We start from the raw sequence: 20,179 nt of genomic DNA, 5'->3' as shown, positions 1-20,179 counted from the left end.
ACCATGCAGGACCGCGTCCGCGAGTTCGTCCTCGCCTCGCTCACCGAGATGCAGTACGACGTCTCCGAGGTCACCGGGGACACCGACCTCGGCCCGGCCGGGCTGGACCTCGAATCGCTCGCGCTGGCCGAGCTGTCGGTGCAGGTCGAGGACGAGTTCGGGATCAAGTTCGACCTCGACGAGATGGAGACCACCGCGCTGATGACGCTCGACGAGTTCACCGCCGACGTCGTCAAGCGGATCGCCGCCGCCACGGCCACCGCCACCGCCGGTAGCCCGGCGTGAGCGGCTCCGCCCTCCCCGACCGGGCCGAGGTCCGCGCGATGCTGGCGGCGTTCGGGCAGCGCGCCGCCGACACCGTGCCGGACGACCTCGGATCGCTCGAACTCACCTGGCTCATAGCCGAGTTCGAGCAGCGCTACGGCATCCAGGTGGACCTCGACGACGACCGCTTCGGCGCCGTCCGGACGGTCGACGACGCCACCGAACTGCTGCGCTCGGCCGTCCTGGCCGACCGTGTGGGCGCCCGGCCATGACCACCGGCGCGCCCTCCGCGCACCGGCCGCGCGGCCGGCCGGTGGTCACCGGGCTCGGCGTGCTCAGCGCCGCCGGGCGCGGACTCGGCCCGCTGACCGAGGCCGCCGCCCACGGCAAGACCGCCTTCGGCCCCGTCACCCGCTTCGACGTGAGCGCCCGCCGCACCACCCGGGCCGCCCTGCTGCCCGACGACGTGCCGCTCGCACACACCTTCCCGCTGGCCCGCGCGGTGCTCGACGCCGTCGGCCAGGCCTGCCGCCAGGCCGGACTGACCGCCGCCGACGGCGCGGACACGCCCGTCCTGCTCGCCCTGCACAGCGACGAACGGACCAGGGGCACCGCCGACGCGGTGGCCGCCGGCGTCCGCGCCGCCTGGGGCACCGCGGGCGTGACCCGGGTGTACACCGGCGCCTGCGTGGCAGCCGCGACCGCCGTCGCGGACGCCGCGGCGCTGGTCGCCGCCGGGCGGCACGAACGGGTCCTGGTCGCGGCCGGTCACCTGGTCGAGCCGGGCGTGTTCGCCGTCTTCGACGCCGGCCGCGCGCTGGCCCGGGACGGCGAGCTGCGCCCGTTCAGCACCGGCCGCACGGGCACCCTGCTCGGCGACGCGGCCGCGGCCGTACTGGTCGAGGCCGCCCCGGCCGCCGAACGGCGCGGCGCCACCGCCCTCGCCCGGCTGGCCGGCTGGGGCCGGGCCGGGGACGCCCACCACGTGTGCCGCCCCGAACCGGACGGCGCCGGAGTCGCCCGGGCCGTCGAGGCCGCGCTCACCCGCGCCGGCGTCGCCCCGGCCGAGGTCGGCTACGTCAACGCCAACGGCACCGGCTCCACCCTCGCCGACCAGGCCGAGGCGAGCGCGCTGCGCCGGGTCTTCGGCGCGCACACCGCCGAACTCCCGGTCAGCTCCAGCAAATCCGTCCACGGGCACGCCCTGGAGGCCTCCGCCCTGCTCGAACTCGCCGTCACCATCGGTGCGTTGGGCACCGGCCTGCTCCCGGTCAACGCCGGCTGGCTCGGCCCGGACCCGGACGTCGGCCTGGACCTCGTCCTGGACGGCCCCCGCGCCGCCCGCCCCCGCTACGCACTCAGCCTCAACTCCGCCTTCGGCGGCGCCAACACCGCCCTGCTGGTGGCCCCCGCATGACCGGCCACCGGCACCCGCCCGCCGTCCGACGGCGCCGACCCCGTACCCCGGCACCCACACCATGACCACCGACGCCACAGACTCCGACGCCACAGAGCCCTACGGCACAGCGCCCGACGCCACGAGCTTCGGCGCCGCACCCGCGCCGGCCGCCGCCCGGCTGCGGGTCCTCGCCGAGGCCCGCCGACCCGACCCCGGCTCGGCCGACCCCGACCTGGCCGGCCCGCCGCCACCGCTGCCCGGCTTCGCCGCCTCCGGCTTCAACCCGCTGGTCGCCGACACCGCCGACCGCTGCCTGCGCGCCCACCACTGCGCCCCGCCCGCCCCCGGGCGGACCGCACTGCTGCTGGCCAGCGCCGGCGGCGACCGCGCCACCGCGCGGGCCATCGACCGGAGCGCCGAACCCGGCCGACGCCCCGCACCCCTGCTGTTCTTCCAGTCCAACCCCAACGCCGTCCTCGGGCACATCGCCGCCCGCTGGGGCCTGACCGGCCCCGTCGTGGCGATCAGCCCGGCCCACGCCGTCCCCGGGCAGGTGCCCGCGGACGCGCTCGACCTCGCGGCGCTGCTCCTCGCGGACGGCGACGCCGACCAGGTGCTGGTCATCGCCGCCGAACCGGGCGACGACGGACCGGGCGAGGCCACCGGACACGCGGTGGCCGTCCTGGTCACCGGCTGACGTCCTGTTGACCGACCGGGCCACCGGCCGAGTCACCGGCTGGGCCACCCGCCGAGTCACCGACTGAACCGTCCGGCCACCGCCGGCCGTACCCACGGACGAGGCCCGACCACTGAAGCAGCCGCACCCGGCAGACCAGCACCCGGCCCCGTCACCCACCCAGGCGCCGTCGCACCCGCCGACAGCCCGCCGACACCCGCCAGCACCGTTCGCCGACACCCTTCGCCGCCCGCGCGGCCGCCCGACCCACGCCAACCGATCAGCCGCCCGGGCCGCCTCCGGCCCCGAGGGAGGGATCCACCCCGTGACCATCCGCAGTGTCCGCAGCCTGATCGCGGACGACCCCGACGTGGGCGCCGGCAACGTCCTGACCGCCCGGCTCGCACTCGGCCTCGGCCTCGACGAACCGCTGCTGACCTTCGACACCCCGGTGGACGACCACCCCGCCTGGCAGCCGCTCACCCTGCGCGAGCTCGACCGCGCCGTCCGGGCCCGCGCCGCCGCCCTGCACGCCCTCGGCATCACCCGGCGCGACCCGGTGGTGGTCTTCGCCGGCGACGCCGCCGACCACGTGCTCGCCTTCCTCGCCCTGACCCGGCTCGGCGCCATCCCCGCGCTGCTCAACCCCAACGTGGACGGCGAGCGGGCCGCCCGCTACATCGCCCGCCTCGGCGCCGTCGGCGTCCTCGCCGACCCGGCCCACCTGGCCGCGCTGGCCGACCACGACCCCGGCGCGCCGCTGCTGCCCGAGATCTCCACCCTCGGCGCGGGCGACCCGGACGCCGCCCCCGAGCCGTACCGGCACTGGTCCGGAGACCCGGTGGCGATCACCCACTCCTCCGGCACCACCGGGATGCCCAAGGCCGTCGTCCACTCGCACGCGAGCCTGTACGCGGCGATCCGCCACCGGCTGCGGCTGCCCCGCCCGCAGGGCCAGGACCGGATGCTCAGCGCACTGCCCGCGCCGCACGCCGCCACCCTGATCGCGCTCAACCTGGCGCTCAGCTCGCACACCGAACTCGCCGTGCTGTCACGGCAGTCCGGCGCCGGGGTGCTGGACGCCATCGAGCAGTGGCGGCCCACCGGGGTGATCGGCTTCGCCGCCACCTGGGCCGAACTCGCCCACCACGACCTCACTGCCCGCGACCTCGACACCGTCGCCCTGTGGTGGAACACCGGCGACTGCGCGCACGAGGTGCACATCCGCCGCCTGATCGCCGCCGGCAGCCGGGAGTCCGTCACCCGCGCGGGCCGCACCCGGACGCCGGGCTCGCTGTTCGTCGACGGCCTGGGCTCCACCGAGATGGGCCACTCGCACTTCTTCATCACCCACGGCCCCGGCACCGAGCGCTACGGGCGCTGCGTCGGGCGCCCGCACGCCTTCGTCGACTGCGAGGTGGTCGGCCCGGACGGCGAGCCGCTCGGCCCCGGCGAGGTCGGCGAACTCGCCACCTCCTCGCCGACCCTGGCACTCGGCTACTGGAACGACTCGGCCACCACCTTCCGCACCCGGATCCGCGGCCGCTTCCTCACCGGCGACCTGATGTACCGGGACGAGGAGGGCTACTACTACCACGTCGACCGGGCCGTCGACTCGGTCGAACTCGGCGACGGCAAGCGGCTGTTCACCGCCATGTCGGAGGAGCGGGTGCTCGCCGCCCGCCCGGACGTGGCGGACTGCACGGTGGTCGCCGTACGGGACGGCGAGCGGGTGGTCACCGACGTGCTGCTGATCCTCGCCGCCGACGCCGACCCGACCGCCGACCGGACCAAGGACGTCATCGCCGCCCTGGACGAGGCCGCCGCCGCGACCGTGCGCCAGGTGCTGGTCGTCTCCGGGGACGACATCCCGCTCGGCCCCACCGGCAAGGTCCGCAAGGTGCTGCTGCGCCAGCGCTACCTCGACGCCGCGGCCGGTGCCCGATGACCCGCCGCGAGGGCGCCGTCGTCACCGGCCTCGGCCTGGTCTCGCCGCTCGGCCGCAAGCCCGCCGAGGTGTTCGACGCGCTCAACGCCGGGCGCTCCGGGCTGACCGCCGTCCCCGAGGGCCACGCCGCGCACGGCTGGCTGCCCGCCGCCGGGATCGCCCCCGCCGTCGACGGCCGCGAGGTGCTGCCGCCCACCGAGACCCGCTGCGTGGACCGCTTCGTGCTGCTCGCCCTGGCCGCCGCCGACGACGCGCTCGCCGACGCCGGCCTGGTCGTCGGCCGGGACGCCGACCCGCACCGCACCGCCGTGGTGCTGGCCACCGGCGGCGGCGGACTGGAGACCTTCGAGCAGCAGTCGCACCGCCGGCTGGAACGCGGCCGCCCCGGCGTCAGCCCGTACCTGCTGCCGGGCATGCTCTCCAACATGGCCACCGCCCGGATCGCCATCAAGCACGGCATCCGCGGCTACAGTTCGGCCGTGGTGACGGCCTGCGCGGCCGGCGCCCAGGCCGTCGCCGAGGGGCTGCGGCTGATCCGCTCCGGCGACGCGGACGTGGTGGTGTGCGGCGGCACCGAGTCCTCGCTGCACCCGACCATCGCCGCCGCCTTCACCAACGCCCGTGCACTCGCCCAGGGTTGGGAGGATCCGGAGCAGGCCAGCCGGCCCTTCGACACCCGCCGCAACGGCTTCGTGCTCGGCGAGGGCAGCGCCGTCCTCGTCCTGGAACGCGCCGACCACGCCGACGCCCGCGGCGCCGCCGGGTACGCGGACGTCATCGGCTGGGGCGCCTCCACCGACGCCCACCACCCGACCATGCCCCGCCCCGACGGCTCCGGCGCCGCCGACGCGATGCGCTCCGCGCTCGCCAACGCGGGCCTGGCACCGGGCGACATCGACTACGTGAACGCCCACGGCACCGGCACCAAGCTCGGTGACGTGGCCGAGACCGCCGCCCTGCGCGCCGTCTTCGGCGCGCACCCGCCCGCGGTCAGCTCCACCAAGGGTGCCACCGGCCATCTCCTCGGCGCCGCAGGCGCGTTGGAGGCGGCGGTGACCGCCCTGGCGGTGGCGAGGGGGACACTGCCGCCGACACTCAACCTGACCGACCCCGACCCGGCCTGCGACCTGGACCACGTCCGGGGCGGGGCCCGGTCCGCACCGGTGCGCGCCGCGCTGAGCAACGCCTTCGCCTTCGGCGGCCACAACCTCAGCCTGATCCTCGGTCCGGCGTCCACCCGGGCCGCCAAGTAGCGCGCCGATCCACGCCCTTCCATCCCTCCGGGGGAGATCCCGTTGTCCATCCAGTCCATCACCCACGTCGAGTTCCACTGCGCGGACGCCGACAAGACCGCGGCCGGGCTCTGCGCCGACTTCGACTTCACCGCCGACGCCCCGGAGACCGCACCGGACGGCGCCCGCACCATCCGGCTGCGCCAGGGCTCGATCCGGATGCACCTGGCCTCCGCCGCCGACCCCGGCCACCCGGTGGCCGGCTTCGTCGCCCGGCACGGGGACGGCGTCGCCGCCCTCGCCCTCGCCTGCACCGACCCGCAGGCCGCGCTGGAGCGCGCCGAGCGGCACGGCGCCCGCGTGCTGGACCGGGCCGGCGGGCTGATCGCCGGCTTCGGCGACACCGCGCTGAGGTTCGTGCCGCCGCGCCCGGCCGAACCCGCCGACGAGCCGGGCCTGCTGGACGCCCTGGACCACGTCGCGATCTGCGTCCCGGCCGGCGAACTCGCCGACGCCGTACGGTTCTGCGAGGCCGCGCTCGGCTTCCACCGGATCTTCGGCGAGTACATCGAGGTCGGCCGGCAGGCCATGGACTCCAGCGTGGTGCAGAGTGCCTCCGGCGAGGTCACCTTCACCCTGATCGAGCCGGACACCACCCGGCGGCCCGGCCAGATCGACGAGTTCCTGGCCTCCCACGACGGCGCCGGAGTGCAGCACCTGGCCTTCCGCACCGGCGACATCGCCACCGCCGTCCGGACCGCCCGGGCCAACGGCGTGGAGTTCCTGAGCACCCCGGGCGCCTACTTCGACGCCCTGGCCGAGCGGTTCGGCGAGACGGCCATCCCGGTGGAGACCCTGCGCGACCTGCACGTGCTCGTCGACCAGGACCACGGCGGCCAGCTGTTCCAGATCTTCGTGCGCTCCACCCACCCGCGGCGCACGTACTTCCTGGAGCTGATCGAGCGCCAGGGCGCCGGCACCTTCGGCACCGCGAACATCAAGGCCCTGTACGAGGCCGTCGAGCGGCAGAGCTCCGACGCCGCCGTCTGACCGCCGCCCACACCTCCGGAAGGGGCACACCCCATGACCACCGCCGTCGAGTTCCGCCTCAGCGAGGCCGAACACGCCCTGCTGCCCACGCCCGAGGAGGTGGCCCACTACCGCGAGCACGGCTGGTACCTGTCCCGGAAGCTGTTCAGCGACGAGGAACTGGACACCCTCCAGGCCGCCACCGAGCTCTACTACGGCGGCCACCGTGACCGCGAACTGCCCGCCCGCCCACCGCGCCTGGCCGCCTGGGACCCCTCGCAGGGGCCGATCCAGCGGCACAACGACTACGTGCACTACGAGAGCGACGCCATCGGCGCGATCCTGCGCAAGCCGCTGATCGGCGCGGTGGCCGCCCTGCTGGCCGGCGCCGAGGAGATCCGGGTGTTCCAGGCGACCCTGATCTACAAGCCGCCGGTGCCCGGGGAGCCGAGCAACCAGGTGCCCTGGCACTTCGACAAGCACTACTGGCAGACCTCCACCTCGGAGGAGATGCTCACCGCGTTCATCCCGTTCCACGACTGCCGCGAGGAGAACGGCACCATCACCATGGTGGACGGCAGCCACCGCTGGCGGGAGCTGGACTCCGGCGAGGACTCCACCCGCCACTTCGCCGATCGCGACCGCACCGAACTCGACGACATCCTGGCCGCCAACGCCGCCCACAACGGGCAGCAGGTGCGCACCGTCCCGATGCACATCCCGCGCGGCCACATGTCCTTCCACCACTGCCGCACCTACCACGGCAGCGGCCCCAACCTGGCCTCCTTCCCGCGCCGGGCCGTCTCGCTGCACCTCCAGGACGGCGCCAACGAGTACCGCCACCACACCCGGGCGGACGGCGGCCCGGTGGTGTACAACCACGACGTGCTGGTGCGCCGCACCGCCGACGGCCGGCCCGACTACGCCGACCCGCAGTTCTGCCCGACCATCTGGCGGGGAGCCCGGTGACGGCTCCCCCGGCGACCGTGCCCCCCGGCACCACCGCACCCGACACCGCCGCGCCCGGCACCGCTGCTCCCGACACCGCTGCCCCCGGCACCGCGCCGCTGGACACGCCGGCCGAGCGCTACCGGATGCTGCGGCTGATCCGCGGCTTCGAGGAGTTGGCGCTCGGCCTGGTGAAGGCCGGCGCGATCCCCGGCGGCATCCACCCGTACATCGGCCAGGAGGCCGTCGCGGTCGGCGTCTGCTCGGCGCTCGGCCCCACCGACCGGCTCACCAGCACCCACCGCGGCCACGGCCACGTCCTCGCCCGGGGCGCCGCACCGCACCGGCTGCTCGCCGAACTCGCCGGCCGCGTCGACGGGTTGAACGGCGGGCGGGGCGGCTCGATGCACGCCGCCGACCTCTCGCTCGGCATCCTCGGCGCCAACGGCATCGTCGGCGCCGGCGCCCCGATCGCGGTCGGCGCCGCCTGGGCCGCCCGGCAGGCCGGGGACGGCCGGGTGGCGGTGGCCTTCTTCGGCGACGGCGCGCTCAACCAGGGCGTGCTGCTGGAGTCGTTCAACCTCGCCGCGATGTGGCAGCTTCCGGTGGTGTTCGTCTGCGAGAACAACGGCTACGCCACCACCCTGCCCGCCGCCACCGCGGTCGCGGGCAGCGCGACCGGGCGGGCGGCCGCCTTCGGCATCCCCGCCGAGGAGGTGGACGGCATGGACACCGAGGCCGTCCGCGCCGCCGCCCTGCGCGCGGTGGAGCGGGCCCGCTCCGGCGGCGGCCCCGGCTTCCTGGAATGCCGCACCTACCGCTACGAGGGCCACCACACCATGGAACGCCGGATGAAGCTGCACTACCGCACCCCCGAGGAGGTCGAGGCCTGGCGCGCCCGCGACCCGCTCCCCCGGGCCGCCGCCCAGCTGGAACAGTCGGTCGTCGCCGAACTCGACGACGCGGTGGCCCGCCGACTCGCCGCCGCCGAGGAGTTCGCCCTCGCCTCCGAACACCCCGACCCGGCCGGCGCGTTGGACCACCTGTACGCCGACGGCCTGCGGCCCCGAGCCGGGGCGGTGGCATGACCAGGCTCTCGTACACCAAGGCCCTCAACCGGGCGATCGCCGACGAACTCGCCGACGACCCGGCGGTCTGCGTCTTCGGCGAGGACATCGGCGCCGGGATGGCCGGCCCGACCCTCGGCCTGCTGGACCGCTTCGGGCCCGAGCGGATCGTCGACACCCCGCTGTCCGAGCAGGCCTTCACCGCCATGGCGATCGGCGCGGCGCTCGCCGGGCGGCGCCCGGTGCTGGAGTTCCAGATCCCCTCGCTGCTGTTCCTGGTCTTCGAGCAACTCGTCAACCAGGCACACAAGTTCTCGCTGATGACCGGCGGGCAGGCGAGCGTCCCGCTGACCTGCCTGGTGCCCGGCTCGGGTTCCCGGGACGGCTGGGCCGGGCAGCACTCCGACCACCCGTACAGCCTGTTCGCGCACGCCGGGGTGAAGACCGTGGTGCCCGCCACCCCGACCGACGCCTACGGGCTGCTGCGCTCGGCGATCCGCGACCCGGACCCGGTCGTGGTGTTCGCGCCCGCCGCCGCCCTCCCGGTACGCGAGACCGTCACCTGGGACCTCGCGCCGATCCCGCTCGGCCGGGCCCGGATCCACCGCTCCGGCACCGACGTCACCGTGGTCGCCGTGGGACACCTGGTGCACGATGCGCTCGCCGTGGCGGACGAGGTCGCCGAGGAGATCTCGGTCGAAGTCCTCGACCCCCGCACGCTGTACCCCCTAGATTGGGCCGCGCTCGCAGCCTCGCTGGAACGAACCGGCCGGCTGGTCGTCTTCGACGACTCCAACCGCAGCTGCGGCTTCGCCGCGGAGGTGCTGGCCACCGCCTCCGAGGAGATGCGCCTGATCGCCCCGCCCCGCCGGGTCACCCGCCCCGACGGCACCGTCCTGCCGTTCGCCCCCGCCCTCGACCGCGCCCTCCAGCCCGGCCGCGAGCAACTGCGCCACGCCCTGCACGCCGTCCTCAAGCACCCCTGAGCAGCCTCAAGCACCCCTGAGCAGAAGGAGCCGCCTTGTCCACCAACCGCTACCACTGGGACCGTTCGCACCCCGGCCTGACCAGCCTCCAGCAGGCCATCGACCCGCTGCGCCGCGAGGTCGTCGGCCACGGCGTGTACGGCGGGCTCACCAGCATCGAGCGCGTCCGCACCTTCCTGGACAGCCACGTCTTCGCGGTCTGGGACTTCATGTCGCTGCTGAAGAGCCTGCAGCGCGACCTCACCAGCGTCGACGTCCCGTGGGTCCCGAGCGGGCCGACCGCCAGCCGCCGGCTGATCAACGAGATCGTGCTGGTCGAGGAGAGCGACGAACTCGGGGAGGGCTACACCAGCCACTTCGAGCTGTACGTCGAGGGCATGCGGCAGGCCGGCGCCGACCCGGGCCCGGTGGAGGAGTTCCTGGGGCTGCTGGGCACCGGCACCGCCGTCCCGCAGGCGCTGAAGGCCGCCGCGGTGCCGCAGGCCGCCGTCGACTTCACCGGCACCACCTGGTCGATCATCGAGAACGCGCCGGTGCACTGCCGGGCCGCCGCCTTCGCCTTCGGCCGCGAGGACCTGATCCCGGACATGTTCGCCCAGGTGGTCGGCATCGACGACCCGGACGGCGTGCTCACCGTCTTCAAGGACTACCTGGCCCGGCACATCGAGGTGGACGGCGAGCAGCACACCCCGATGGCGATGCAGATGCTGATCGACCTGTGCGGCGACGACCAGGCCAAGTGGGACGAGTGCGCCGAGACCGTCCGCACCGCGCTGCGCGCCCGGGTGCAGCTGTGGACGGCGATCGAGGCCGCCTTCGCGTAGCGCGGCCCGGGCGCGGCACACTCCGCGGCTCACCCCGCGCGGTGCGGCTCAGACCACCTTCGGGACGGCGGCGGCCGACGCGGACAGTTCGTCCGCCGCCGTCCGGAAGCGGTGCAGCGCGGCCCGGCCCTCCGCCCCCCGCACCCGGGCGGCGAGCCGGGCCGGCAGCACCACGGTGGTCAGGTAGCCGGCGCCGCCGAACCCCTCGACCGTCCAACTCACCCAGGGAAGCGGGTAGTTGGCGGCCGGGCTGAAGAACACCGGCCGATGCCCCTGGAAGCTCACCCGATAGGCCCCGAACCGGCTCCAGTTCGAGAAGCTGAACCGGCGCTCCTGCGGGTCGAAGCCCAGCGGCACGCAGTCCCGCAACCGGGAGCGGCCGAGCGAGGCCAGGAAGCCGAGGTTGGAACGCAGGTTGAGGTGGGCGGCCGGGAACTCCTCGACCGCCGCCCGCAGCGCGCCCGCGAGCGCCGCCGGGCCGTCCTCGGGCCGGTGCGACACGTGGACGTCGCCCAGCAGGTTGCCCACCAGGGCGGGTGAAAGTCCGAGCCAGCGCCGGGCGTTGACCGGTACGGTCAGCCAGCGCTCCGCCTTGTCGCCGTCCAACTCCCGGACGGTGCTGACGACATGGGCGCAGAGCACGTCACCGGAGGAGAGCCGGCGGCCGACCGTCGCGCTGAACTCCGCGCGCATCCGCTCGACTTCGGCGTCCCCGAAGTAGATCTGGACGGTCCGGTTGGCCCGCGGACCGACCGCCACCTCGCGGGCCAGCAGCTGCGCCTGCGCCGTCGAGGGCACTCGGAAGCCGGGCCGGCCGCAGTCCTCGGCGGGGAGCACCCGGTCCATCAACTCGTCTTGGTCCTCGACCAGTTCGGCTTCCGGCAGCTCCTCGCCCTCGACCGCCGCCGACCAGATCCGCAGCAGCAGCATGAAGCTGTGCAGATCGCCGATCGCGTGGTGCCAGGAGCAGCCCAACACCGTCCCGCCGTCTCCGGTGCGGGTGACCCGGACGGTGAGCAGCGGGACGCCGCCGCCGCGCGCGGCCGGGGCGTCCACCGGATCGACCAGTTCGGAACCGGCGGCCGTCACCCGGCCCATCGTCTCGGCGAGCGTGCTGTCCACGGTGTAGACGTCCAGCGGGACGCCCGAGTCGTCGCAGACCGCTTCGAGGGCGCCTTCCCCGCCGGTGCGCAGCCGCCCGGCGAACACCGGCACCCGGTCGAGCGCACGGGCCAGTCCGGCGGCCAGCCGGTCCTCGTCCAGCACCTGGTCGAAGCAGAGCACGACCGAGACGGCGAGGTCCGCCAGCATGGTGTCCATCAGACCGCAGTGCAGCACGGTTCCTGGGGCGCGGCCGGCCCTGACAGTCCGGGATCTTCGCAACACCGGCCAACTACTCATGCGTTCCGTCCCCGATTGTTCTGCGGGTGGCGAGCGGGCACGCCGAACGATAGTGCCGCGCCGTCACAGTGGTCCAGTCCAATCCCAGGATCCGGAAAGGCCGCTGGACTGCTGCGGCGATAGAATGCCCAGCATGGGAGAGCGCCCGGGCGCACCCACCGCGCCGCCCCTCGTCCTGGTCACCGACACCGGGTCGCTGCTGATCGACCCGGCCCTGGCCTACCACCTCGGCCGCGACCCGACCAGCGAGGTCGTCCTAGACGACCCCCGGGTCTCCTGGCACCACGCCGTGCTGCGGGCCGCCGACGGGCACTGGCTGCTGGAGGACGCCGGCAGCACCAACGGCACCTACGACCAGGGCCGCCGGGTCGAGCGCGAGGACATCGGCCCCGGCACCCGGCTGCGCTTCGGCGACCCGGCCGACGGCCCGTCCGCGACCTTCGCCGGCCTGCCCCGCCCCGACCCCGGCGAGCGGCCCTCCCTGCTCGCCCCGCAGGCCTCCGGCACCTTCCGCAGCCCCAGCTCGGTGCTCCAGCTGCCCGGCCGCACGGTCCGGATCGGCCGCTCGCACGACAACGACCTGGTCCTGGACGACCTGGTGGTCTCCCGCCACCACGCCGAACTGCGCGAACTGCCCGACGGCGGCCACGAGATCGTCGACCTGGATAGCCACAACGGCACCTACCACAACGGCCGCCCGGTGCAGCGGGCGGCGGTCGGCCCGGCCGACATCGTCGGCATCGGCCACTCCGCGCTCTGCCTCGCCGACGACCACCTGGTCGAGTACACCGACACCGGCGAGATCTCCCTGGACGTGCGGCACCTGGTGGTCCGGGTCGGGTCCGACCACCGGGTGCTGCTGGACGACGTGAGCTTCCCGCTCGCCGAGAAGGCGCTGCTGGCGGTGGCCGGCCCGAGCGGCGCCGGCAAGTCCACCCTGCTCAACGCCCTGACCGGGCTGCGCCCCGCCGACGAGGGCACCGTGCTGTACGACGGGCGCGACCTCTACCGCGACTACGCCGAACTGCGCCGCCGGATCGGCCTGGTGCCGCAGGACGACATCCTGCACACCCAGCTCACCGTCCGCCGCGCGCTCGGCTACGCCGCCGAGCTGCGCTTCCCCGGCGACACCGCGAAGCACGAGCGGGAGGCCCGGGTCGTCGAGGTGGTCCAGGAGCTGGGCCTGGCCGGCCGGGCCGACCAGGTGATCGGCAGCCTCTCCGGCGGCCAGCGCAAGCGGGTCAGCGTCGCGCTGGAACTGCTCACCAAGCCCTCGCTGCTGTTCCTCGACGAGCCGACCTCCGGCCTGGATCCGGGCATGGAGCGCTCGGTGATGCACATGCTGCGCGGGCTGGCCGACGACGGCCGGACGGTGGTCGTGGTGACGCACAGCGTGCTGAGCCTGAACGTGTGCGACCGCCTGCTGGTGCTCGCCCCCGGCGGCCGGACGGCCTACTACGGCCCGCCGGGCGAGGCGCTGGCGTTCTTCGGCTTCGCGGAGTGGCCGGAGGCCTTCGAGGCCTTCGAGAGCGAGGACCACGAGGCCTGGCAGCGCCGTTTCCGCAGCTCCCCGCAGTACGAGCGGTACGTCGCCGCCGAGGCGGTGCCCCTGACGCCGGCCGCGACACCGGGAGCAGCGGAGACACCGGGAATACCGGGAGCGCCGGAGGCAGCGGGCCCGGCGCAGGCACCGGCGGCCGGGCGGGATCCGATCGGCTGGGAGAAGCCGCAGGGCTGGTTCTCCCAACTGGGCACCCTGGTGCGCCGGTACACCGCGGTGCTCGCCGCCGACCGGCTGTTCCTGACCATCATGGTGGCGCTGCCCTTCGTGATCGGCCTGATGTGCCGGGTGATGGCCGGCTCCCGGCTCACCCCGGACAACGCCGTGAACTGCCTGCTCACGCTGTGCATCGGCGGCCTGCTGACCGGCGCCGCCAACTCGGTGCGCGAGGTGGTCAAGGAGCGGGCGATCTACCGCCGGGAACGCGTGGTCGGACTGTCCAGATCGGCGTACCTGGTCTCCAAGGTGGTGGTGCTCGGCACGGTCACGGCCGCCCAGGCCGTCGTGCTGACCGTGGTCGGCCTGGCCGGGGTGGACCTCTCCTGGGCGGTGCCGACCGGGGTGGTGATGCCGCAGCTGCCCGAACTGATCATCGCGGTCGCGCTGCTGGCGTTCTCGGCGATGATGCTCGGCCTGGTGGTCTCGGCGATCGTGGACAAGGAGGAGGCCACCATGCCGCTGCTGGTGCTCCTCTCGGTGGTGCAGATCGTCTTCAGCGGCCTGATGCTCAAGCTGCACGGCGTGCCCGGGCTGGAGCAGTTCGCCTGGCTGATCCCGTCCCGCTGGGGCATGGCCGCGATGGCCCGCACCGTCGAGCTGCACGGCATCTTCCCGAGCGCGATCACCGCCGACCCGATGTTCCGCCACGAGCGCGCCGGCTGGCTGCTCGACATCGCGGTGCTGCCCGGCCTCGCGGTCGGGTACGGGCTGCTGGTGCTGGCCCTGCTGCGGCGGCACGAGCCCGCGATCATGCGGCGCTGAGTCCCGAACAGCGGCCCCGGGCCCCGGCCGACCACCGCCGGTACAGTGGGAAGCGACCTGTGGTGCGAGTCCCATCGCTATGACCGCGCGCAGCCGCGGGCTCGCGCGGCGGAGGAAATGCAGCCGCCCATGGACGAGTTCGCGTTCCGCCCCACCCACGTCGCCCCGCCGGCCGGGATGGCCACCTGGGCGGCCCCGGACCCGGCCCGGCCCGCCACCCGGCTGGACGCGCTGCTGCCGGTGCGGGTGGTCGCCCGGCAGGGCGACTGGGCGCAGATCCTCTGCTCCAACGGCTGGACGGCCTGGGTCGACGGCCGCCTGCTGGTCGCCCTCCCGGAGCCGCCGCCCACCGCCGGGGGCCCGCCCACCCGGACGGCGGACCCGCGCCCGGCGCTCGTGGAGGCCGGGGCCGCGGTGGCCCGCTACCGGGGCCTGCTGGAGGACCTCGCGGCGGGCGCCCTGGACCTGGAGGCCTTCCGGGAGCGGACCCGTGGCCTGCGGATCGGCCTGGTCGTGGACGCCGAGGCGCTCTGGGTGTTCGACGCGGTGCGCGACCGCTGGTGCTACTGCGACGGGCTCCAGCTCCAGACGTACGCGGCCACCGACCGGCCGGGGCCCGGGGCGTCGCCATCGCCGCCCCCCGCCCCGTCGCCCGCCCCCGCCGCCCCGCCGGGGCCCGCACCCGGTCCGTACACCCCCACCCGGCCGGGCGTGCCGTGACCCGGGCCGAACGACCCCCCGAACGCCCCGGCCAGGCCGGCCAGGCCGACCAGCTCGACCGCCCCGACCGGCCGTCCGCACCCGGCCTGCCGGCCGGCATGGTCGGGCGCCGGATCGCGGGCTACCGGCTGGAGCGCGAGATCGGCCGCGGCGGCATGGCCGTGGTGTACCGGGCCAAGGACCTGCGGCTCGGCCGGACCGTCGCGGTCAAACTGCTCGCCCCCGAGCTGGCCCGCAACGAGGTGTTCCGGCAGCGCTTCATGCACGAGTCCGAGGCCGCCGCCGCGATCGACCACCCGCACATCATCCCGGTGTTCGAGGCCGGCGAGCACGACGGCATCCTGTTCATCGCGATGCGCTACGTCGAGGGCGGCGACCTGCGCGGGCTGATGAACCGGGGCGGCCCCTTCCCGGCCGAGCGGACCGTCCGACTGGCCCTGCAGATCGCCTCCGCGCTCGACGCCGCGCACGACCACGACCTGGTGCACCGGGACGTCAAGCCCGGCAACGTGCTGGTCGCCGCCGGGACGGACAGCGAGCACCCCGAGCACCTGTACCTGGCGGACTTCGGCCTCACCAAGAAGTCCCTCTCGCTGAGCGGCCTGACCAGCGTCGGCCAGATCGTCGGGACGCTGGACTACGCCGCGCCCGAGCAGATCTCCGGCAAGCCGCTGGACGGGCGCTGCGACCAGTACGGCCTCGGCTGCGTGGTCTTCGAGATGCTCGCGGGCTCCCCGCCGTTCCGCCGGGAGAGCGACGTGGCGCTGCTCTGGGCGCACCTCAACGACCCGCCGCCCACCTTGCGCGACCACCGCCCCGACCTGCCCGCCGCCGTCGGCGCGGTGGTCGCCCGGGCGCTCGCCAAGGCCCCCCAGGACCGCTACGCCAGCTGCCTGCAGTTCGTCGCCGAGCTGCGCGCGGCCACCGCCGTCGTGCCCGGCCACGGCGCCGTGCCAAGGGCGTGGAGCGGGGGCGGGCACGGGCCGCCCACCCGGGTCGTCCAGGCGGTCGTCCCCGGCCTCGCCGCGGCGGCCGTCGTGCCCGAGCCGCCCGCGTGGGCCGCCCCGGTCGTCCACCCGCCGCCGTGGTGAGCGCCGTACCGCCCCCCGCCCCCAGGAAGCCGACCCTCAGGAAGCCGACCGCCATGAACGCCGTGAGCCAGGTCTTCGCCGTGATCGCCGCCGCGGTCCACCTCCTCGCGTGGCCGCTGGAGAGCTTCCTGTACGGCCACCCACGGGTGCGCTTCCTGCTCACCGGCAGCACGGCGGACGCGCCGGAGGTCCGGCTGTGGCGCTTCAACGTCGGCTTCTACAACCTGTTCCTGGCGCTCGGCCTGGTCGCCGGACTGGTCCTGCTGCACACCGGGCACGCCGCCTCCGGCCGCGCCGTGATCAGCTACGTCGCCGCGTTCATGGTCGCCGGCGGGGTCACCCTCCTCGCCTCGGAGCCGAAGGTCTGGCGCGGCGCCCTCGCCCAGGCGCTGCCGGCGGCGGCGATCCTCATCGCCGAGGCGTTCTGAGCGCGCGCCGCCCGGCAGCCGTCAGCCCGCCCCAGGGGTCTCGCCACCCGAGGCCTCTCCGCCGGGGACATCGCCGCTGGGGACCTCGCCCCGGCGGCCGGTGCGGGCGGCCAGCAGGGCGCCCAGCGCGCCGGTCAGCAGGCCCCAGCCCGCCGCCAGCGGGACGGCCGTCCACAGCACCGGGCGCAGGGTGAGGCTGCCGCTGCCGAGGCCGGCCAGCGGGTTGGCGCCGCCGAGGAGCGAGCCGATCAGGTCGCCGAGGCCGCCCTGGCCGACGCCGACACCGAGCACCGACAGCCCGTAGTCGGCGTCCGCCCTGGTCCACAGCCCGACCAGCAGCATCGTCACCGCGCCGGCCAGGGCGAACCGGACGGCGTGCTGCCAGAGCCGGACGGTGCGCGGCGAGCGGTACGCGGCGAGGAAGCCGGCCGCGAGCAGCAGCACGGCGGCCAGCGGCAGCAGCCACCAGCTGCGCGCGTCCTGGTCGGCAAGGGTGCCCAGGCTGATGGTGGCCTGCTGCCCGTCCGGCACCCGCAGCACCTCGGCGAGCGGCCTGGGCACCGGCAGGCCGAGCGCGCCGCTGAGCCGCCCGTGCCACTGCGCACCGAGCCCGACGCCGAAGGCCAGCCAGACCAGGTCGGGCAGGGCGAGCAGCAGCACGGCCAGGGTCTGCCGGGCGTTGCCGTGCACGATCGCGGTCAGCACCCCGGCCGCCAGCCCGATCACCAGGTACGCCAGCAGAACCATCCAGAGCGCGAACGCGGCCGGGCGGACGGCCAGTTGGTAGGGCAGCAGGGCACGCGGCAGCGGCGCCCGCCGGGACACCGCGAAGGTGCCCGCGAGGACGACGAGCAGCCAGGCCAGCCCGATGCCGACCGTGCTCGGGGCGTCCGCGTGGAAGCCGACCTCCGGGGTGAGCCCGAGCGCGCCGCCGATGGTCTGCGCCAGGTCGCCGCCGAGCGGGACGTCGAAGGTGTGCCGGGCGCCGAGGGTGAGCAGCGCGAGGGCGACCAGCCAGATCACCACCGTGCGGGCGATCCGGCCGAGCAGTTCGCCGCTGCCGGCCACCGCGCGGAAACGCAGCTGCCGCAGGAACACTTCGGCCATCACCACCGCGCCGGCCAGCGAGACGGACAGCGGCATGGCGCTGATCCCGGCATCCACCGCGGCGAACTGCCCGGCCCCACCGTCGAGTTGGACGGCTCCGCCGACGGCCAGCACCACCGCCCCGGCCAGCACGGCCGGGAAGCCGCCGCCCGGGAGGTCGTCGGCGCCGGCCAGCCAGAGACCGAGCGCGGCCACCGCCGCCATGGCGGCGAACCCGGCCAGCACCACGGCGAGCGCGTCCAGCCAGCCGCGCAGGGCGCCGGGCGGGCCCGCGACCCGGGTGGTGGGCTGCTGCATGGCGCCTCCTCGGTGCATCGGGCTTCGCGTTCCAGGGTGGCCGACAGCAGGCGGGCACGCTCGGCGACGGCTCCCGCACCTGCTGTTGCGGCGGGTGGGGGGCCGGGGGGAAATGGAGGCCAGTGGCAGGAGCTTCCCGGGTCGGCGGGTCCGTCGGCCGCCTGCGAAACGGAGCCTCGATGAGTCCCCAACCGCCGCCGTCCGGCCCGCCGAGCGAACCGCCCCAGGGCCCGCCGTCCGGCCCGCTGGCCGGTCCCCCGTCGGGCGGCGGGCAGTTCGGGCCGCCGTCGGGGGCATCCGGCCCGTCCGGTACGTCCGGTCCTCCGTCCGGGCCGTCTGGTCCGTCGGGTCCGCCGGGTCCGCCCGGTCCGCCCTCCGGGGACGGCCGGGGGCCGCACACGCCGTGGTGGCGCTCCGGGCGGGGGCTCGCATTGGCCTCCGGCACGCTGGCGGTGGCCGCGGTGGCCACGGTGCTGATCGTGAACAGCCAAGGTGGCGGTCATCACCACGACACCGTGCCGGTCGCCAACGAGGTGGCCCTCCAGGCCCCGGCCGACCCGGGGCCGGACCCGTTCACCCCATCGGTGGAAACCCAGGGGGTGAGCGCCCCCGCCCCTGCCCAGGCGCCGCGGTCCGCACAGGCGCCGCAGTCGGCCCAAGCGCCGCAGTCCGGGCCGGGCGGCCGGTCCACGACCGCCTCCCCGGCGGTGATCCACAGCGTCGAGGGCAGCTCCGCCGGGCTGTACGGCGGGACGATGACCAGGCCCAGCTGCGACACCGAGCGCCTGATCGGGATGGTCTCCAGCGGGGACGCCGGCCGCGCCTGGGCCTCCGCCGCGGGCATCCGGCAGTCCGGCGTCCCGTCCTACCTGCGCTCGCTGACCTCGGCCTACCTGCGGGTGGACACCCGGGTCACCAACCACAGCTACAGGAGCGGCGCCGTCGTCGAGTACCAGTCCGCGCTCCAGGCCGGCACCGCCGTCCTGGTGGACGCCCAGGGCGTGCCCCGGGTGCGCTGCTCCTGCGGCAACCCGCTGAAGCCGCCGGTGCTGGTGAGCGACGCCAAGTACACCGGGACGGCGTGGGCCGGGTTCCACCCGACCACGCTGGTCGTCGTGGTGCCCGCGCCGCAGCCGGTGACCGAGATCATCCTGGTGAACATCGAGACGGGCGGCTGGTTCTCCCGGCTGACCGGGCGGACCGACGTGGTCGACCGGAACGTCGGACCGCCCAAGGGGCCGCTGGCGCCGGGCGTCCCGCCGCCGGGGAAGATGACGCCCACCACGCCGCCGGGCACGGCCTCGACCTCCGCATCGTCCTCCGGGGCGACCTCCGGGTCCGGCTCGGCGACGACCTCGGGTTCGACCTCGTCCGGGGCGACCTCCTCGGGGGCCTCCACCGGGACGGGCTCCGCCTCGGCAACGTCGTCCACTTCCTCGGGCGCCCCGCCCGGGACGGCCAGGACGACCGGCACCTCGTCCGCGTCCACCGGCTCCCCGACCGGGCCCCCGACCGGCTCGTCCACGGGGTCCTCCACCACCAAGACGCCGCCCCAGACACCGACCCAGACACCGGCCCGGACACCGAGCACCAAGGCCCCGGCGACCACGACCGGCTCCACCACGACGAACGCCACCAACGGCACCGCCCCCGGCACCCCCGGTACCACCGCGACGATCACCGAATCCCCGAAGACCTCGACGGCCGGGAGCGCCACCCCCAGCTGAGCCGCCCGACTCCCCGGCACCGCCCGCCGATGGCGGCGTGCCTCAGGGCAGCAGCACCTCGGCGTCCTCGGGTCCCAGCACCCGGCCGCCGGCCGCACGGACCTCCATCGCCTCGATCGGCGCGCCCGTCCCGCGTTCCACCAGCCGGGCGCGCGGCTCGCCCTCCGCGAAGAACCACTGGTCGCCCCACTGCCGTAGCGCGGTGATCACCGGGAAGAGGGCGCGCCCCTTCTCGGTCAGCACGTACTCCTGGTACGGGCTGCCGTCGGCGGCCGGCGCGAGCTCGAACACCCCGTTGGCGACCAGGTTGGCGAGGCGGGCCGAGAGGATGTTCCTGGCGAGGCCCAGGTTCTTCTGGAACTGGCCGAAGCGGCGCAGCCCGTCGAAGGCGTCGCGGACGATCAGCAGCGTCCAGCCGTCGCCGACGACGTCGAGCGGGCGGGCGACCGGGCAGGTCGACTCCTCGTGCGTGGTGCGCTTCGGCACTTCTCCC

General features: G+C 75.3%; 19 protein-coding genes. 16 read left to right on the top strand and 3 right to left on the bottom strand.

What is annotated here, in order from left to right:
• Positions 1-3: 3 nt before the first annotated feature.
• The 11 genes from OG556_RS31865 to OG556_RS31815 all read left to right on the top strand — a co-directional run bounded on the left by OG556_RS31865 (position 4) and on the right by OG556_RS31815 (position 10,373).
• Complete coding sequence (locus tag OG556_RS31865) at positions 4-285, top strand: phosphopantetheine-binding protein (RefSeq protein WP_371522246.1); 282 nt, start codon at positions 4-6, stop codon at positions 283-285.
• On the top strand, positions 282-536 hold the full coding sequence (locus OG556_RS31860; protein WP_371522244.1) for an acyl carrier protein: 255 nt from the start codon (positions 282-284) through the stop codon (positions 534-536). Before OG556_RS31865 ends, OG556_RS31860 begins: the two co-directional genes overlap by 4 nt.
• Positions 533-1,681, top strand: a complete 1,149-nt coding sequence (locus OG556_RS31855; RefSeq protein WP_371522242.1) for a beta-ketoacyl synthase N-terminal-like domain-containing protein — start codon at positions 533-535, stop codon at positions 1,679-1,681. The genes OG556_RS31860 and OG556_RS31855 overlap by 4 nt, the downstream gene beginning before the upstream one ends.
• Positions 1,682-1,742: 61 nt before the next feature.
• Positions 1,743-2,360, top strand: a complete 618-nt coding sequence (locus tag OG556_RS31850; protein ID WP_371522240.1) for a hypothetical protein — start codon at positions 1,743-1,745, stop codon at positions 2,358-2,360.
• 304 nt (positions 2,361-2,664) lie between these two features.
• Positions 2,665-4,287, top strand: coding sequence for a class I adenylate-forming enzyme family protein (locus tag OG556_RS31845; RefSeq protein ID WP_371522239.1), 1,623 nt, complete (start codon positions 2,665-2,667; stop codon positions 4,285-4,287).
• Positions 4,284-5,540 (top strand): beta-ketoacyl-[acyl-carrier-protein] synthase family protein, encoded by a 1,257-nt coding sequence (locus OG556_RS31840; protein ID WP_363617211.1) that lies wholly within the window; start codon positions 4,284-4,286, stop codon positions 5,538-5,540. Before OG556_RS31845 ends, OG556_RS31840 begins: the two co-directional genes overlap by 4 nt.
• Positions 5,541-5,582: 42 nt before the next feature.
• Positions 5,583-6,569 carry a 4-hydroxyphenylpyruvate dioxygenase gene (hppD, locus tag OG556_RS31835; protein WP_371522237.1) on the top strand — a complete coding sequence of 329 codons (987 nt, stop codon included), beginning with the start codon at positions 5,583-5,585 and terminating at the stop codon, positions 6,567-6,569.
• A 33-nt stretch (positions 6,570-6,602) separates the two neighbouring features.
• A complete protein-coding gene (locus OG556_RS31830; protein WP_371522235.1) occupies positions 6,603-7,517 on the top strand; it encodes a phytanoyl-CoA dioxygenase family protein in 915 nt (304 codons plus the stop codon).
• The gene (locus tag OG556_RS31825) at positions 7,514-8,584 is read left to right on the top strand and encodes a thiamine pyrophosphate-dependent dehydrogenase E1 component subunit alpha (protein WP_371522233.1); all 1,071 of its coding nucleotides are present in this window, start codon (positions 7,514-7,516) and stop codon (positions 8,582-8,584) included. The genes OG556_RS31830 and OG556_RS31825 overlap by 4 nt, the downstream gene beginning before the upstream one ends.
• The gene (locus OG556_RS31820; RefSeq protein WP_371522231.1) at positions 8,581-9,549 is read left to right on the top strand and encodes an alpha-ketoacid dehydrogenase subunit beta; all 969 of its coding nucleotides are present in this window, start codon (positions 8,581-8,583) and stop codon (positions 9,547-9,549) included. Before OG556_RS31825 ends, OG556_RS31820 begins: the two co-directional genes overlap by 4 nt.
• A gap of 35 nt (positions 9,550-9,584) precedes the next feature.
• A complete protein-coding gene (locus OG556_RS31815; RefSeq protein WP_371522229.1) occupies positions 9,585-10,373 on the top strand; it encodes a DUF3050 domain-containing protein in 789 nt (262 codons plus the stop codon).
• Between the two features lie 48 nt (positions 10,374-10,421).
• Here OG556_RS31815 and OG556_RS31810 read toward each other — a convergent pair whose 3' ends face one another.
• On the bottom strand, positions 10,422-11,693 hold the full coding sequence (locus tag OG556_RS31810) for an acyltransferase (RefSeq protein WP_371522227.1): 1,272 nt from the start codon (positions 11,691-11,693) through the stop codon (positions 10,422-10,424).
• A gap of 214 nt (positions 11,694-11,907) precedes the next feature.
• Here OG556_RS31810 and OG556_RS31805 point away from each other — a divergent pair, with 214 nt between their 5' ends.
• The 4 genes from OG556_RS31805 to OG556_RS31790 all read left to right on the top strand — a co-directional run bounded on the left by OG556_RS31805 (position 11,908) and on the right by OG556_RS31790 (position 16,555).
• Positions 11,908-14,316, top strand: a complete 2,409-nt coding sequence (locus OG556_RS31805) for an FHA domain-containing protein (RefSeq protein WP_371522226.1) — start codon at positions 11,908-11,910, stop codon at positions 14,314-14,316.
• A gap of 129 nt (positions 14,317-14,445) precedes the next feature.
• On the top strand, positions 14,446-15,036 hold the full coding sequence (locus OG556_RS31800; protein ID WP_371522224.1) for a hypothetical protein: 591 nt from the start codon (positions 14,446-14,448) through the stop codon (positions 15,034-15,036).
• A gap of 98 nt (positions 15,037-15,134) precedes the next feature.
• Positions 15,135-16,127 carry a serine/threonine-protein kinase gene (locus tag OG556_RS31795; RefSeq protein ID WP_371522998.1) on the top strand — a complete coding sequence of 331 codons (993 nt, stop codon included), beginning with the start codon at positions 15,135-15,137 and terminating at the stop codon, positions 16,125-16,127.
• Positions 16,128-16,180: 53 nt separating this feature from the next.
• Positions 16,181-16,555: a DUF1304 family protein gene (locus OG556_RS31790; RefSeq protein ID WP_371522222.1), complete on the top strand. Its 375-nt coding sequence runs from the start codon at positions 16,181-16,183 to the stop codon at positions 16,553-16,555.
• A 21-nt stretch (positions 16,556-16,576) separates the two neighbouring features.
• Here OG556_RS31790 and OG556_RS31785 read toward each other — a convergent pair whose 3' ends face one another.
• Entirely contained in the window at positions 16,577-17,959 is a 1,383-nt protein-coding gene (locus OG556_RS31785; RefSeq protein WP_371522220.1) for a streptophobe family protein, read from the bottom strand.
• A 479-nt stretch (positions 17,960-18,438) separates the two neighbouring features.
• Here OG556_RS31785 and OG556_RS31780 point away from each other — a divergent pair, with 479 nt between their 5' ends.
• Positions 18,439-19,686 (top strand): DUF6777 domain-containing protein, encoded by a 1,248-nt coding sequence (locus OG556_RS31780; protein ID WP_371522218.1) that lies wholly within the window; start codon positions 18,439-18,441, stop codon positions 19,684-19,686.
• Positions 19,687-19,728: 42 nt separating this feature from the next.
• Here OG556_RS31780 and OG556_RS31775 read toward each other — a convergent pair whose 3' ends face one another.
• Positions 19,729-20,172, bottom strand: coding sequence for a winged helix-turn-helix transcriptional regulator (locus tag OG556_RS31775; protein WP_371522216.1), 444 nt, complete (start codon positions 20,170-20,172; stop codon positions 19,729-19,731).
• Between the last annotated feature and the right edge of the window lie 7 nt (positions 20,173-20,179).

Source organism: Kitasatospora sp. NBC_01300, from assembly GCF_041435235.1.
Taxonomy (GTDB): domain Bacteria; phylum Actinomycetota; class Actinomycetes; order Streptomycetales; family Streptomycetaceae; genus Kitasatospora.
The sequence above is the reverse complement of the archived record's forward strand: the minus strand, read 5'-3'. Positions and strand labels throughout refer to the sequence as shown.